The following is a 16,517-nucleotide window of genomic DNA, read 5'->3' as shown; positions in this document are numbered from 1 at the left end:
ACGCTTAAACTTTTATCGATAAATAGTCAGCAATTGGCCCAATCACCAACACTGGCATGAATTGCAACAAGGTGAGGATCAACACAATCCCGATTAAAGTCAGGGCAAAGGTTGGAGATTCGATCTGTAAAGAACCTTTGCTTTCGGCTGCTTGCGGTTTGGTTGCCAGACTGACTGCAATTAAGACTGGAATGATCAGCACGCTATAACGCCCTGCCAATAACGCCACACTCGCACTCAGGTTCCACCATAAAGTGTTATCACCTAAGCCTTCAAAACCTGAACCATTATTGGCATAAGCAGAAACATACTCATAAAACACTTGGCTAATCCCGTGAAATGCTGGATTGGAACTCCCTGTCATTGATGGAAAGGCAATGGCGATGGCCGTCAAGCCAAGAATCACCACAGGTTGTAAGAGAATTACCAGTGCCAATAACTTAATTTCAGTGACTTCAACTTTTCGCCCAAATAATTCAGGGGTACGCCCTGTCATCAAACCTGCGATAAATACGGCAAGAAACAGGTAAATAAAGAACTGTAATAAACCACAACCAATCCCGCCCCAAATGGCATTAATCAGCATATTGCACAGTTCAACCAATCCCGTCAGTGGTGAAGCCGAATCATGCATCATATTGACTGAGCCGTTATTCACTTGTGTGGTCAAACTTCCCCATAATGCCGATGCGTCAGCACCGAAACGCATTTCCTTCCCTTCCATCAAAGCCATATTTGGGATTAATGAGGATTGTTCAGCCCACAGGGTCAATAGCGTTGAAGACAGCGACATCAACAACATGCTGCCAAAAATCATCCACATCAGTTTTTTACGTTGAATAAAGCGTCCAACCATAAACACCGCAGAAAGTGGAATCAGTAAAATCGCAATCATTTCAATCACATTGGACAATGGAGTTGGGTTTTCTAAAGGCACAGTACTGTTTGGTCCATACCAGCCACCACCATTACTGCCGAGTTGTTTAATCGCAACCATCGGTGCAACGGGACCCAATGGAATATGTTGGGTTTTGACTTCTGTGCTTTGATCTAAAACTTGCGCTGTTGGGCCCGCAGACAGCGTTGATGGAACACCTTGAAAAGTGAGCAGCAAAGAAAAAACAAAACCAAGCGGAATGAAGAATCGAAATAAGGGGCGGATGATATCCATCCAATAATTACCCAGATTAATGCGATTCCATTTGTTTTGATCTAGGTCTTGTTGTTGAGCTGATTGTAAAAATAATGCTCTTAACATGGCAACCAATAAGGCAAGCCCCATAATTGGTGACAAATATTGCAATCCCACAATCACGGTCATTTGCGATAGATAGGACAGTTGTGCTTGTCCTGAGTAATGCTGCTGGTTGGTATTGGTCAGGAATGAAATGGTGGTATGTAAAGCCAAATCCCAATTCATATTCGGAATATGATCAGGATTTAATGGTAGCCATGCCTGTGTCATTAAAATAGTGATACTCGCCCCCAGCAATAAAATATTACTCAGAACAAAAGCACCCAAATATTGTCGCCAGTTCATCCCACTGCGCTTAACACCGAGCACAGCATAAATCGGTTGCTCAATCCATTTAAAAAAATGGTCACTTTTCATTGGCTTGGCTTGCATCACATCCGCAAGATAAGCACCAAGCGGGTAAGCCAGCAACAATGAAAAGACAAATACAGTAATAAATTCCCACATAGCAAATGCCATTTAAAATAGGTCAGCATTAGTATGGAAATTGAGGGCGTAAATTCTCTATATTCAAAAATGCGGATGGCGTAAACTTTGCGTAAATTATTCTATTTAAAATTACATAAGCATCTTTTTCTTCTTATTATTTCAACTTCTCTAATTCCGATGACAACTCAGTCAAAAAAAGTGAAGCAATAATTGGCTTGCTCTTTAGATAACTGAACTTTTGATCACGTGCTCTTTAAACTGCATCAGTTAGATCTAGATATTGTTGGGCCCCATCTAGATTTCCATGCAGTTTTTTTTCATCTAAGAAGAAGATAATTCAAGGTCTACACAAGAGTGATGACAAAAAATTCAAAACCATTCATTTAGAGCGTTGAATAGGGTTCAAGAGTTTTGATCGCTGAATAGAATATGATTTTAGGATATTTTCGTTTGGATGCACCATTCTGCGGTCTTCATCATTTTCTTCATTATTCAGAAAACATCCACGACGACCCTAAATACGCATACAGCACATGAATACTCCATCCATCCCAAGACCTATGACATAAAAAAACTAAAAAACTTCCTCCTCCCCATTTCAAAGTGGCCCGAAATGCCTTAAAACAGATTCCAATTTTTAATTATTAATTTTTTATTTATGCACAACTTGGAATTACTTAAAGCCTTATTCTTAGGGCTTATTGAAGGATTAACGGAGTTTCTACCGATTTCCAGTACAGGGCATTTGATTCTTTTTGGTCATCTTATTGATTTCCAATCAGATGCGGGACGTGCATTTGAAGTCGTAATTCAGCTCGGTGCGATTTTGGCGGTTTGCTGGTTGTACCGACACAAAATTATTGAACTGGTTCGAGGCTTTTTTTCGGGCGACCAACACGCGCGACGTTTTGCCATGAATGTCATCTTGGCCTTCATTCCTGCAGTGGTCATTGGGGTGCTAGCGGTTGATTTTATTAAACAAGTATTATTTAGTCCGCTGGTAGTCGCATGTGCATTGATTATTGGGGGATTGATTATTTTTGCAGTAGAAGCTCGAAAAATTGAGCCTAAAACTATCGAAGCGACGGATATTACCATCAAACAGGCCATTATCGTTGGTTTTGCACAATGCGTCGCAATGATTCCAGGCACTTCGCGTTCAGGTGCCACCATCATTGGGGGGATGTTATCGGGACTTTCGCGTAAAGCAGCAACGGAATTTTCTTTCTTCTTAGCCATGCCGACTATGCTCGGTGCAGCCACCTATGACCTAATTCGCAATGCAAGTGTACTAACCTCGGATAATTTACTGAATATTTCTGTTGGCTTTGTCGCAGCCTTTATTGCGGCATTACTTGTTGTAAAAGCTTTAGTGAAATTTGTAGAAAAACATACGTTAAGAGTGTTTGCTTGGTATCGCGTCGTTTTAGGTGTAATTTTATTAATTGTATTTTTATAATTGAAAAATTCAAATGAGTAAGACTTTGTTTAAAATGGAGTCTTATTCAAAAAATCATTTTTCTCAGCCTTTTAAGACTTTCTGCTCCAAACTATACTAGACACCATATTTAAAATTTTAATATGTCATACTTCATTACCACTTCTTCAAGCATTATCAGAATTTTTGGGACAATATTTATGGATGCTATTGACCTACCCTCTCATTGAATAAATTTATCTATTAGGAATCTTAGACAGAATTAATACCCATCTATCCCTCAATCAAATTTTACTGAAATCATCACTCTGCATACATCCCAAGAAAAAAATTTAATAAAGTCATTAAGGTTGAGTTTTCTAAATAAAAGTCAACTGCCTTCAGGCTAATATAATAATTTTACATCCTTTTTACACAATTTATTTACAATGCTTTATGTAATAATTTAAATGAAATTTAACAGTTATTTACATCATTACACTTCTTAAAAAGTAATTTTAATGCAAAAGAATTGGTTAGTAAGAACAAATCAAACCATCACCTTCATTCCTATGCTGATTGTCCTTTTTATAGGAATCGTTGGGTACGAGTGGTTACGTACAGAGCTTGTAGGGAGCTGGGTACTTTTAATTGCTTTTATTTTACTGGGGCGATTCTTAAATTTAATTCAAGCAATGATTTTGAGTATTTTTATTTTTATTGTCTTCTTTATTTACATTTTGTTTGATATCCAAATCAATACAATCGATACCAATACCAAATTATTACAGCTTTTCGTTTTACCCGTGGCACCTATTTTATTAAGTATTTATTATGAAATGATGTCGACCAATCGACAGACCAATAATTTACTTGATACGTATCGTAAAAATTTAACATATAAAACACTTCCTATTAGTACCTATCAATATACGCATGATCAAGTACAACACATGTTGAACCAAGGCCTTATTCCTCAATACAATGAAATTCATATAGAAATTACAAACCATAATTTATTAAGAGATATGTTGCAGGTGGATGAGCTAAAACACCTACAGCAGAAAATTATCAATGTGCTAGAAAATAATTTTGAGACCCCACATTTTTCTTTTACTGATACGCGACTTTCAATGCTCCATGTGATTATGATTGCCGATCAAGACTCTGTGACATCTAAGCAGTTGATTGACAGAATCAAGCAGATTGAACTAATCAAAATGAAAATCACCCATCATTCGCATGTTAAAGGGCAAATTTCTTTTTCAGAGGAAAGCCTATGAGTAGCATGATTTTCGCCTGCGGATTATTGATTTCAGTCCATACACAGCCCGATCTAATCCTTTCTTCTTATTATCAGCAGTATTACCACTGCCGTTTGGAAAAGGCCTCTTCAACCCAACAAAAAGGGATCTCTGATAACAGCAAAATTCCTGAACATTTTGCAGCAACTAAAAAATTATGGCCTGTTTTTACAGTTGATCAACTTGACTCTGAAAGCTATAAAAAAATGAAGAGCCAAGGAATTAAATCTGGCTTACTTATTCCTCAAAACTTTATGAAACCTGCCATTTATTTTCAAGTCAAACAGGAAGTTTCTGAAGGAGCAATCCCACTACTCGATCTGAGTAGTGTTGAACCGCAACACTTCCCAGGTCTAGCAACATTGGCAACCAGTGCAGGCTTACGTCCTATGGGGGCCTATATTCAAGAAGGCTGGAACCCAAACTTGAAGGTCTTACCAAGTGGCTTATATGTTGTTCAAGCGAATCCTGACCAACTCCCTTTACCTGCACGGCGTATCCAATCAGGTCAACAGCTTTTTTATACGGCTTACACTCACTCACCTTTTAATGGCACTGGAATTGTTTTAAACCCGCAGCTCAGCCTTGCAGAAAGTGATATTGCATATCCTGATCTAGGAATCTCTTGGAATTTTTTAAATATGCATTTTAATAGCCAGCAAGATCGGATTCACACCAATCCGATCGGATATGTATTACTTTCAGCTGGTCTAGTGATTTTACCTTTTCACCTTGTTCTCTCTACTCATTACCCTGGTTTACTGAGCTTTTGGGGTACATCTACCTCTTGGGCATCTGTATTTGTAATCATTATTTTAATGCTCCTTCTTCTCTCCACTATGCTATGGAGAAGGTTCAAAAAATCATGAGCACTATTGATATTCTTTTTATTATCGGATTTATTGGGATCTGGATTCCTCAAGCTTTTTGGGCTTGGCTTAGCTTTTCTGCTTGGCGCTACTCTATACGAGCCAGCAAAGAACTGGCCAACCTTCCAGTACCTCAACGCTGGCCCATGCTCAGTGTATTGATTCCTGCCTATAATGAAGGGTTGGTGATTGAAGATACCTTACGTGCATTAGCAGCACAGGACTATCCTGCTGAAAGCTATGAGGTACTCCTGATTAATGATGCATCCAAAGATGATACACAGGAAATTGCGGATCGTATGGCCGCCGAGTTTCCTGTCATTCGTGTAGTTAATGTCCCTAAAGGCCAAGGTGGTAAAGGAAAATCTAGAACCTTAAATAACGGCCTCAAGTATGCCCAAGGTGAGCTGATTGCCGTTTATGATGCAGATAGTACACCTGAACCCGATTGTGTGCGTTTAATTGCGCAAACTCTATTGGCAGATTCCAGCCTCGTCGCTGTCAATGGAAAGGTACGTACACGTAACTGGAAAGACAGTGCTCTCAGTACCTTTATTGCAATTGAATTTATTTATTTTCAATGGATTTTTCAGGGTGGGCGTTGGCTACGCTTCCGTCTATCTACATTGATGGGCACCAATTATGTCATCTGGCGAGACGCATTGGATATTTTGGGTGGCTTTGATGAGAAATCTCTAGTTGATGATACAGAAATGAGTTATCGGATTTTTTTAGGTCACAAGCGAATTAAATGGGTACCTTATGCCGTGGGCTGGCAGCAAGATCCTGGGGACCTAGGTATTTTCATCAAACAACGCTCTAGATGGACTCAAGGTAACTTCTATGTAACACGCAAATATTTAAGAACAGCTATTCGACACCCTTTTCCTATTGGAATGGAAATCGGAAATAATATTATGTGCTACATCATGTTTGTTCCAGCCCTGTTCTTAAGTCACTTAACCATGATCATTGGCTTGTTGGGTATTGATGGTACTACTATTCCAGGCCCATTCACCCTACTGTTCATTCTGGCCTTTATTCTTTATTTAATACAAATTTGGTTCACACTTAGCCTTGAAAAAGAAGTACCGAAAAGATTTTATTTCTATGCCTTTATTGCCTATTTCACTTATTCACAAGTCTTTCTTCTGATTGTTTTCAAAGCCGCTTGGGATATGCTGAAAAGCAAAATTAAAGGTGAAGGAATTACTTGGTACAAGACAGAACGAAAGAAGGAAAAAAAATGACCTCGCAGATAAAAACAGCTCCTTTTACATTAATGTCATCGCTCCTATTTCTTGCATGTAGCGCACATGTCCATGCAGATACATGGAAGCTAGATGATTTCATCTCACAGAACATTGAGCAAAGTACGCCTTATTTCTTTTATGTGGCTAAAGGGGAAAGCTGGCAAAACGTCCTGTTCAATAGTCAGTTTAATGTACAGGGTAATAGTACAGTTATTGTACGTTATGACAACCAGCTCATCCATCAGCAGAACTTAAGTGGTAAAGGCACATTAAGTTTCAATCTTCAACCATCTCAAAGTGGCTTCCACCGGCTCGATATTAGTATTTTACAAAAGCCCTCTACTGAAGAACAAAGCACTGAAAATATGTGCTTAGAGTCTAGTAATCTCTATACGGCGCTAACACAGGTAAGTCTGAGCTATCAGCCACAGCGTGAAGCCCTACAGCTCAATCAGCTACCAGATGCATTGTTTAATAGCCAGCTCAACCGTGCAGAACCGATACAGGCATTACTACGCTTCGACACTGCGAATTTCATGGAAGCTAGTATGATCAGCCGGCTTACCACAGCTTGGAATTTTGCTACGCCAGTACAATGGAAACTGACTGAAAACACGGAAGTAAAACCCGACTTCATTATCAGTATTCAGCGTTCAACCAAGACATTACCAAATGCACAAATTAGTCTGAGTCAGACAACCCAAACACCCACTCTAAATATTGAATATGAGACAGAATCGCAATTGCTGATGGCTATAAACGCTCTGCTCAACCGCCAATATCTAGAACAGCTAAATACCCCAACAGCATCATTAAATGGACCTGTTGCAAGACCGACATGGGCCAGTTTACGTAAATTCGAGAGCCTAGCTGATTTAGGTGTTACCGATTTTAAACTCGATAATTCCCCTAAAAACCTTTCATTGATCTTTCCAGCTGTTTGGGAAGCAACTGATATTTTAAATGGGCAACTGAGCTTTCGTTCTCAAAGCGGACTATTACAGGGATCTACTTTACAAGTCTGGTTAAATGATGGTTTGGCGGGGAGCACCAGTCTGGCTAAGCTAGATTCTAGCCCAGTGGAACGTCAGTTTGACTTTATAAGTACCGACTATCCTTATACCACCAGCTTTAACATGATGGTCAGCAATACTCAATTAAATAACAATTACTGCCTCCCAAATGCAGGCAATGCTTTATGGATAGATACGAAAAAATCAAAGCTGAATCTACCGCATCAGATGAAAAAAGGCGTAATCACGCTTTCTAGCACTTTTAGCAATGTGCCTGAAATTGCCATCAACACCCCAGCCGCGACTCCAATCGCTATTAGCTTGGCTCAAGTTGCCAAGAAAATGTTGTTGAGTAATGACCCCATTGGTTTAAATATCACGCCACTCACATTAAATGCCCCTAAAGCCATTAATATCCAGCTTGATGCTCAACGTTATCAATCCGAATTGCAAAAATACAGTCAAATTCTCTATCTGCCTACCACAGAAAATGGTGGCCTGATTACAGTCAAAAATGGAAACTTCTGGATCTATAGTGATAATAACTTGGGAGCAGAAAATTTTGCACGATTCTGGCCTGAAATTCAGCAGAAAATACCCAACAATACCACGGCATTATTTATTTCTGCACAAGGGCAAATCACTGTTTTGAATCAAAACATGGTTGAAAAAGCCAAACCACCGATTATTGAGCAGATTTCTCTACAAACTATTGCTATTATCCTAGGGGTTCTGATTGTTTTAATTATCAGCCTACTCATCTGGCGCAGGAACCGCAAAGCGCATAAGAATAAAGAAGAATAAAGATGAAAAAATACCTCATTTTAGGTTTGTTTGTGCTCCTAGCTCTTCCCACTTTAGCTGTGACTAGCTCGGTATTGCTCATGACTCGAGCAGATGTACAATCTATTCCCCCTAAAATTGAAGGTATATTCTGGCAAGTAGATCAAATCAGCCACCCTTCTGGAAACTGGCATCTCTTGGGGATTGATACATTTGTGACCCAATGGAGTATTGTTGATGGACATTCCTTTTTTAAGGAAATTCCTACACAACAATGGGAGCATCAACCTAAATGGAACTCAATTGCTGAACAACCTTGGGCAAAAAAAGTGATTTTGGGCTTAGCTGGAAATTATCAAGAACCCGCAGCTCGTGAAAATATAGACCAGCTTTTTTTACAATCCCAGCAAGTAATCCATACTAAGCTGCCTGTACAACCTGCTGGTTATTATTTCCCAGTAGAAGCAGATCCAAGTTGGCATGGGATTGCCAATCTAGCACATCATGTTTCCGAATTTAAACGCCCTGTCTGGATTAGTATTTATAGTGCTGATCGTAAATCACCTTTTTTACATTATTGGTTAGAAAGTTGGCTGCCAGATAATGCTCACGTTTTCTTTCAAGATGGTGTAGGAGTAGGCACGCGCAGTCCAGAAGAAGCTGCTCTCATTTATAAAAATCTTAAGAATGAGTTTGGTGAAAACCGAGTAGTAATTATTTTAGAGGCTTTTCGGCCTAAACCTGATGGAAGTTTTCGTGCAGCCTATCCCTGGGAAATTTCTAAGCAACTGAGAGCTTATGCTGGGCAACGAATATATATTTTTGATGGGCCACATTATTTAGATAAAGCCAGTGTGTTCTGGCTTTATCTATGGATGAAGATCAATTACTAATTTATTCAGCTACTTTTAAGTCTTGTAGTATTTGCTCAAGGATACGTTCTGAAGCGTGCCCATCACCAAATGGATTTTCCACTTCTGCATGCTGTTGATAATAGACAGAATCATCCATCAACTGAGAAAACACTTTGATAATTTTGGCTTTATCTGTACCTACCAGTATGCCACAGCCAGCTTCAACCACTTCAGGCCGCTCAGTTACGTCCCGCAGAATAAGTACCGGCTTCTGATAAGTTGGACTTTCTTCTTGGATTCCACCTGAATCCGTCATAATAAAATGAGCCGCCTGCAAGATTGCGAGTAAGTCTGGATAATCCAAGGGTTTTAATAAATGGACTTGGGGATGCTTCGAAAACTCTTTATAGGCAATGTCATGAACCTGAGGATTAAGATGCACAGGCCAAGCGAAATGTAGCTCCGGATAACGCTGGCATAATTCATGAATCACAGCACAGATATTCTGAATACCCTCACCAAAGTTCTCGCGTCGATGCGCTGTCAACAAAACCAATTGATGCTGCCCGCTCAAATTCAGCCCCAATCTTTCTAATCTTTGTTGGGACTGCTGTGAAGAAGACTCTATCAACTCACGTGCATAATGAATCGCATCAACGACCGTATTTCCTGTAATAAAAATTTGCTGTTTGGAAATATTTTCTTGGTATAAATTTTCAGCAGAAAGTTGAGTTGGCGCAAAATGCCAACGCGCCAAACGCGAAACCAACTGCCGATTCCCTTCTTCTGGAAAAGGATGCATCAAGTCAAAAGAACGTAATCCCGCTTCGACATGTGCCAAATGAATATTCAGATTAAAAGCCACCAAAGCACCAGCGAGTACGGTTGTTGTATCACCTTGCACCATAATTACGTCACATTTTGGCATTTCACGATAGACCTGATCGAGCTCGCTCAATGCCTTACTTAATAAGATATTTAGGCTTTTTCCTGGTTGCATAATTTGCAAATGATGGTCAATTTCGATCTGAAAAAATTCAATTGCATCTTGCACCAACTCCAAATGCTGGCCTGTGAATACAACATTCACCTCAAAACGTGAATCTTGTCTAGCTTTTAAAATTACGGGTGCCAGCTTAATCAGCTCAGGGCGTGTACCAAAAATAAAAGAAAGATAAATCGGCATCGTTAAAAGCTCCAGTAATAGGTCAGTTCAACTCGTGTATTATCAAAAGTTCTTTTCCCTGATACAGGTGCACCACTGATATATTTGCCATACATCTGCTCAACCCGTAATTTGATAGGAAAATTTTCAGGTTGCCAAGCAACTCCTGGCCCTAGCTCAGCCAAATTGTTATAAAACTCGTTATTAGAGTCGTTAATGCTGTGTAATTTTAAATAGGCCTGTACATTACCGAAATGATCACGATTCATGTTCCAACCTGTACGTAAGCGCAGATCACCAATTACGTTATAATCTTCACGGGAATAGCTTGCAGCATTACCATATAGTTCAGCAAAATATTGATTTTGGTTCAGCCTTGGTGTGTGTGTGGTTTCAGCATTGTGCCAATACCATTCCTGATAGCCCGCTAGACCAAAGTTAATGCTTTCTCTAAATTTATCCCGATTTAAATCAATCAGGTCATAACTTCCCCCAACTTCCAAATACAAATAAATTGGCCATTCCCAAGGGCGATAATTCGCTCCAACACCTAAAATAGCGGCATTCTGATCAATAATTTCAGGACGGGCTCCACCCGTTGAACGTGTGTCACGGTTAACATTAGCAAAACCATAAACCTGCCCACGGTTTTCTTCCCCCCAATAGCGTCCATACCGTAATTTTAGAGGCAAGATAGCGGTGTCATAACGGCCTTCAAAAGAAGGCGAAAAGTAAATATCTGAGAAACTTATTTTAGATGAACTGCTTTCTGTTCCAGTCAAATTCTTTACTGACTGTCGAGCTTTCTCAGCAGTTTCTAGATTTGAAGAATGTTGTAACCTTTTAAATATCTCTAAAGCTTCTGGATTACGCTGTGCAATATTTAACAAATAAGCTTTTTGTAGTAATAATTCTTCATCTTCTGGATTAAGCGTTAGAGCACGATCTATGTAAGTTAAAGCTTGGGAATTATTTTTTTTTCGTAGTTCTAAATATGCCCATGTTTTCCAAACTTTCGGATCTTGAGGGGTTTTTAAGCTTAATTTTTGTAAAATTTCATTCGCTTTTTCTAAGTCATTATTTTCTGTTTGATAATATTCACTCCATAAAGCATATGCTTCAGGCGTAACTTCTACTTGAGCGTGTACAAAGGAACTCACAGCTAACACACAAGCACTTGAAATTATATGTAAATTTTTCATTCTAAATAGTAAATTAGCGGTCTCTAGAGCAATATATCAGCAATTTGTTTTTAAGTTTGAGATAGTTAATATTGGTTACCAAACTACATATATTCTTTATAAAAAAGAACTTTAACACCTGAAAATGAATTCTCAATTTATATCAGTTATCAAATAAGTTAGTTGTAGTTTAGCAATAGGTTGCCGTATTCGTTGGCAAGATGAGACATAGCGCAATATCAACAATCCACAGATCCTATTAAATATACAGTCTCCGATTATTGGTTAGTTGAAGCAATGGCAAATTATCAAATCAACGACTAACTATCACTTTCATTTAATTTGAATAATCTTTTGGATGAAAAATACTACACGATTTTTAGTTGGTATAGTACTTGTACAATAGGAAAAGACAGAATTATAACCTAGGAATCAAATAAAGATTTTAGTTTCTAAAACTTACCATTTAGACTGTTGGTATATGGTCTAAATGGTTTGCGTAGAATGCAAAATCTAGCTTATAAAAACTGTTTAACACACAACCAAGGAACTCGTACAAGTCACTTTTTATTAAGGCTTAACATTACGCGTATCATTCCCAACCTCTAACATATGTGAATTAAATTATTTTAATTTATCCATACCGACACACATAAGTTAAATACTTAAAAATTTAGCATGATCTTAAACTGATAGAGCACAGTTTTAATTAAATTGGTTAAATCATTTAATTAAAAATTTTGAGTATAAATCCAATGTCTCCCTCATTCTTGTTATCTAATACATCCCCATTAGAGTATCTCGCTACTTAAAATTTCAGTGCTTTATCACTTAGTACGAATGCACTAAATTTAATCAAATAAATATATACCAATAGTGCATTTTTCATTTAAACCTTTCAATAATAATGTTTTCGCTGTGGCATAGAATTTGCTATAGACATACTTGCAATATTTTTAATTATTTAAGGTATATTCTATGTTTAAGCGCACACTCCTATCACTTTTTATTTTCAGTACTCTTGGTACTTCAGTTGTCTATGCAGATAGTTTTAATGTTCTTAAGCAAATATCAAATAAACCCGTTCAACTAAAAGATGGTGAGTACAAAGGTAATTATTATGTACCTTCGACCTTAAATACTGTAACTTGGGGATATTTACCAAATAAAGATGCTAAACCTGTTATTTCTGTTCCTTCTGGAAGTGTGGTGACTTTCGATACAGTTTCACATGAAGGCTTATTAGAAGACCAAGGGCGCGATGCAGAAAAGTACTTTAAATCAAAAGGTGTTAAGGATGCTTATATCTTAGATGAAGCAAAAACTATTACAAAATCGAATTTAAAACATGATTTTCATAAAGATGGCCCACATATAGTGACTGGGCCTATTGAAATACAAGGTGCTCAACCGGGAGATATCTTAAAAGTAGAGGTGATTAAGGTTGAACCGCGTGTTCCTTATGGCGTAATTTCTAACCGTCATGGTAAAGGTGCATTGGTTGGCGAGTTTCCTAAGAAACCAAAACAAGAAAATGCTTCTGCTACTCATCCAGAACGCTATGGTAATGTTTCGGTATTTACACCTATAGAAAAAAATGCCACAGGTGAATATGAGGGTGTTCTGAAAACAGAGTCAGGGAAAGCAATTCGTTTTCCACTATATCCATTTATGGGCATTATGGGGGTAGCGGCTAACACATCTGAGCCTGTACATTCTGTACCTCCAGCAATGTATGGCGGGAATATCGATATTAATGAATTAGGTGCTGGATCAACGGCATATTATCCAATACAAGTCTCTGGTGCACTTTTCTATACAGGTGACAGTCATTTTGCGCAGGGCGATGGTGAAGTTGCACTAACAGCGCTTGAGGCATCCGCACGCGCAACGCTTAAATTTACTTTATTAAAAACAGGCAGAGATAAAATCCCAGGTAAGGAAATTGTACAACCCTTAGCTGAGAATGCTGAATTCTGGATTACACCAGGATTAGATGAAGATTTAGATGAAGCAATGAAAAAATCTACTCGTGAAGCAATTCGTTTTTTAAACCAGGAGTATGGGATTGATGAAGCACTCGCTTATGCTTACTTAAGCGCAGCTACAGACTTTGAAGTTTCACAAGTTGTAGATAGAACTAAAGGCATACACGCTAAAATACGTAAAGCAGACTTCAAAGAGTTTAGTGAAGAACAAAAATAATCCTAAAAATAATTCTCCTTTGAAAGCTAACTTTGTAATCTGGCTTTCAAGGGAGCAATGAGTACTCTTATGATAATTTATATAGGTACACATTCCTTCAAAGTTTCTTAAAACTGCAAGTTATTTAGTACACAACAAGTCGAAAACTTACCTTAAAAGTATATGCTAGGATAAATTGAAAGCAATACTATTTACTTTTATATTCAAGCAAGAAAAAAGGCTTGATCTCTTTAGAATCAAGCCTTTCATCTACTATTTAAAACATATTTAGGTATGTTTTGTTAGGAATTTGGTGGAGGTGGCGTCAATTGAACTCAAAACCCAAGCAACTGTTTTTATGTAATTTATAACAAAAAATATATTTCATTGACCCAATTTTGACCCAACTTAGATTTAGTGCATTGAATCGCTTTAATATCTTGTTCAAATCCAAATTCAGGATTTGAAATGGTATGCAGCATTATAGCAGAACACTATATTTGAAAATAATTACAATGTTATATCATTTCAATTATTTTCAAATATAGTACAAATAACCCCTTAACCTCATTATAACTCAATTTTCAATTTGTATTTTTGCTTAGGACTCTTAGGCTTATCAGGAAGAGTGCGTTCAACCACACCTGCTTCTAATGCTGGAGTTAAATAATTTTTTTGGAATGTTGCTCGGTGGGACAAGTCTAATAGAGCCATCAGCTGAGTTAGGCTATATTCCTTCTGCTCCATATTCTGGATGAGACGTTTAACTTGATCGCTAACTTGTACGCTAGCTTGAGCGGTATCTTGATCGCTGGCATCAGAACTGAGTATTGCATCTAGAATCATCTGCAAAATAAACTCAATAAAAGGTGCAGAATCTGAACGATCTATGCTCGCTTGCAATGCATAGTAATAAGCTTTTTGGTTTTGATAAATCAAGCTTTCTACAGGGATATTGAGAAAAATTGGATTCCACTGGCTTAAGATTAAAGTTTGCCATAAACGCCCCATACGCCCATTGCCATCAGCAAATGGATGTATAAACTCAAACTCATAATGAAATACTGAACTCTGAATTAATGGGTGCTCATTGCCTTCAGCCAACCACTGCAATAATTCTCCCATTAAACGGTCAACTTGATTTGCAGGCGGAGCCATATGCACGACTTGATCCCCTGACATCACACCAACACCACCATGACGATACTGTCCAACCTCATCAATCAATCCTGTCATCAATATTTGATGTGCTTTAAGCAAATGCGATTCTTGATCAGGATTCCAATCTTGAATTTCTTCATATGCCTTTAGGGCGTTACGTACCTCTTGAACTTCTTTAGGTGGAGCGATAATGGTCTTGCCATTCAGGATCGCTGTGATTTGCTCTGTACTCAAGGTATTCCCTTCAATCGCTAAAGACCCTTGAATCGTTCGAATACGATTGGCTTTTCGCAATTTAAGACTATCTTGAATTTGGGTTAATGCAGTCAAACGCCCTATTGATTCACTAATTTGTGCAATCAAGTGAATAATTTTAGAGGTGATTGTATAAGGCGGTTGATATTTCATGCCATTCCTAAATAACATAAAGGTTCTAGTTAATTAAACTCTAAAATATCAATTTCTCAAAACTTAAAACATAAGTCATTCATATATATTTTTTTACTGACCAAAAGAGCAATCAATTCTAGTCGTAAATACTGAGAGGTTATCCATTTGTTTGCAATTATTGATAGTCTTAAGAATAAACTTGATCAAAGCAGGTCTTTGTCAGACTTTACTTCAAAAAACATTGAAAATGATCTTTTTCTTCGCTGGATCTTTCACTCAAATGCTATCTCAGGAAATAGACTCAGCCTATTAGAAACCAAAGTCGTATTAGAAGGTATTACTGTCGGCGGTAAAAAATTAAAAGATCAATTCGAAGTAATTAATCATAGAAATGTAATCTACTACGTTGAAGACATTATTCGCAAGAAAGAACCATTTTCAGAGTGCCAGATAAGAAATATACACCAACTTATTCTAAAAAATATCGATGATGAAAATGTAGGTCTCTATCGCCAACAGAATATCTTAATCTCTGGTGCTACAACTACGCCCCCTGATTACACTCTGTTAAATGACAAGATGGCTCATTTAGTTGATTGCTATAATAGTGCTGCCTATACATTTCATCCCATTGAACATGCAGCCAAAGTACATTCTGATTTCGTTGGTATTCATCCCTTTATTGATGGTAATGGTTGTACATAACGTTTACTAATGAACTTGGAATTAATGAAAGCTGGTTATCCACCATGCGTGATTACTGTAGAGAATCGTTTAGCTTATTATGAAGCTTTAGATCAATGGATGTCTTATGACAAAACTGAAGCTTTTATCCAGTTGATTTCTGAAGCGGTGATCGAAGGATTTAAACCATATCAGATAATTTTAGGAATTTAGAGTTACTCCAAGTTACATGTTTCTTTATTTGTACTGCTGCTAAGGACATTTTAGTTTATTAGAGCCTTGTTGCCTAAAGCTGTTCTCAAAAAATTGTTCAGCAATATAATTTCAGAATGAAGAAGCCTACACATAGAACCTATCATACAAAGAATTGACCTTACCACAACCCTACCTTTATTAACTTATTCAATAAATTCAATTAACTATACAAAAAACCCAACTTATCTTAAATATTGATGGTTTAGGCAAGCCTCAGCTTTTGAGTGTTTTTGCAACAAAGCAGAACGCTAATAAAATATTCTAAATAACATTTCACATAAAATTCACTATCAGATACATACTCTTTAATTGGAAGTAAA

General features: G+C 37.7%; 11 protein-coding genes and 1 pseudogene. 8 read left to right on the top strand and 4 right to left on the bottom strand.

Features of this window, described 5'->3' with window-relative positions:
• Positions 1-4: 4 nt before the first annotated feature.
• Positions 5-1,702, bottom strand: coding sequence for a potassium-transporting ATPase subunit KdpA (kdpA, locus tag WH214_RS07655; protein WP_339421561.1), 1,698 nt, complete (start codon positions 1,700-1,702; stop codon positions 5-7).
• 640 nt (positions 1,703-2,342) lie between these two features.
• Here kdpA and WH214_RS07650 point away from each other — a divergent pair.
• The 6 genes from WH214_RS07650 (at position 2,343) to WH214_RS07625 (ending at position 9,216) form a co-directional block, all read left to right on the top strand.
• The gene (locus WH214_RS07650) at positions 2,343-3,143 is read left to right on the top strand and encodes an undecaprenyl-diphosphate phosphatase (protein WP_339421562.1); all 801 of its coding nucleotides are present in this window, start codon (positions 2,343-2,345) and stop codon (positions 3,141-3,143) included.
• A gap of 479 nt (positions 3,144-3,622) precedes the next feature.
• On the top strand, positions 3,623-4,384 hold the full coding sequence (locus WH214_RS07645; protein WP_339421563.1) for a hypothetical protein: 762 nt from the start codon (positions 3,623-3,625) through the stop codon (positions 4,382-4,384).
• A complete protein-coding gene (locus tag WH214_RS07640; RefSeq protein WP_339421564.1) occupies positions 4,381-5,274 on the top strand; it encodes a hypothetical protein in 894 nt (297 codons plus the stop codon). Before WH214_RS07645 ends, WH214_RS07640 begins: the two co-directional genes overlap by 4 nt.
• Positions 5,271-6,524 carry a glycosyltransferase family 2 protein gene (locus tag WH214_RS07635; RefSeq protein WP_339421565.1) on the top strand — a complete coding sequence of 418 codons (1,254 nt, stop codon included), beginning with the start codon at positions 5,271-5,273 and terminating at the stop codon, positions 6,522-6,524. Before WH214_RS07640 ends, WH214_RS07635 begins: the two co-directional genes overlap by 4 nt.
• Positions 6,521-8,344 (top strand): hypothetical protein, encoded by a 1,824-nt coding sequence (locus tag WH214_RS07630; RefSeq protein WP_339421566.1) that lies wholly within the window; start codon positions 6,521-6,523, stop codon positions 8,342-8,344. Before WH214_RS07635 ends, WH214_RS07630 begins: the two co-directional genes overlap by 4 nt.
• A gap of 2 nt (positions 8,345-8,346) precedes the next feature.
• Positions 8,347-9,216: a hypothetical protein gene (locus WH214_RS07625; RefSeq protein WP_339421567.1), complete on the top strand. Its 870-nt coding sequence runs from the start codon at positions 8,347-8,349 to the stop codon at positions 9,214-9,216.
• Position 9,217: 1 nt separating this feature from the next.
• Here the strand turns inward: WH214_RS07625 and wecB are convergent, their stop codons facing one another.
• The gene (gene wecB / locus WH214_RS07620) at positions 9,218-10,363 is read right to left on the bottom strand and encodes a non-hydrolyzing UDP-N-acetylglucosamine 2-epimerase (protein ID WP_339421568.1); all 1,146 of its coding nucleotides are present in this window, start codon (positions 10,361-10,363) and stop codon (positions 9,218-9,220) included.
• Between the two features lie 2 nt (positions 10,364-10,365).
• Entirely contained in the window at positions 10,366-11,544 is a 1,179-nt protein-coding gene (locus WH214_RS07615) for a tetratricopeptide repeat protein (protein ID WP_339421569.1), read from the bottom strand.
• Between the two features lie 957 nt (positions 11,545-12,501).
• Here WH214_RS07615 and WH214_RS07610 point away from each other — a divergent pair.
• On the top strand, positions 12,502-13,728 hold the full coding sequence (locus WH214_RS07610) for an acetamidase/formamidase family protein (RefSeq protein ID WP_339421570.1): 1,227 nt from the start codon (positions 12,502-12,504) through the stop codon (positions 13,726-13,728).
• A gap of 549 nt (positions 13,729-14,277) precedes the next feature.
• On the opposite strand, the gene WH214_RS07605 is transcribed toward WH214_RS07610, so the two are convergent.
• A complete protein-coding gene (locus WH214_RS07605) occupies positions 14,278-15,276 on the bottom strand; it encodes a Fic family protein (RefSeq protein WP_339993135.1) in 999 nt (332 codons plus the stop codon).
• A 147-nt stretch (positions 15,277-15,423) separates the two neighbouring features.
• Here WH214_RS07605 and WH214_RS07600 point away from each other — a divergent pair.
• Positions 15,424-16,155 (top strand): annotated as a pseudogene (locus tag WH214_RS07600) (Fic family protein).
• Positions 16,156-16,517: the final 362 nt, after the last annotated feature.

The organism is Acinetobacter sp. MYb191 (assembly GCF_037572605.1).
Taxonomy (GTDB): domain Bacteria; phylum Pseudomonadota; class Gammaproteobacteria; order Pseudomonadales; family Moraxellaceae; genus Acinetobacter; species Acinetobacter johnsonii.
This window is presented reverse-complemented; position numbering and strand designations above follow the sequence as displayed.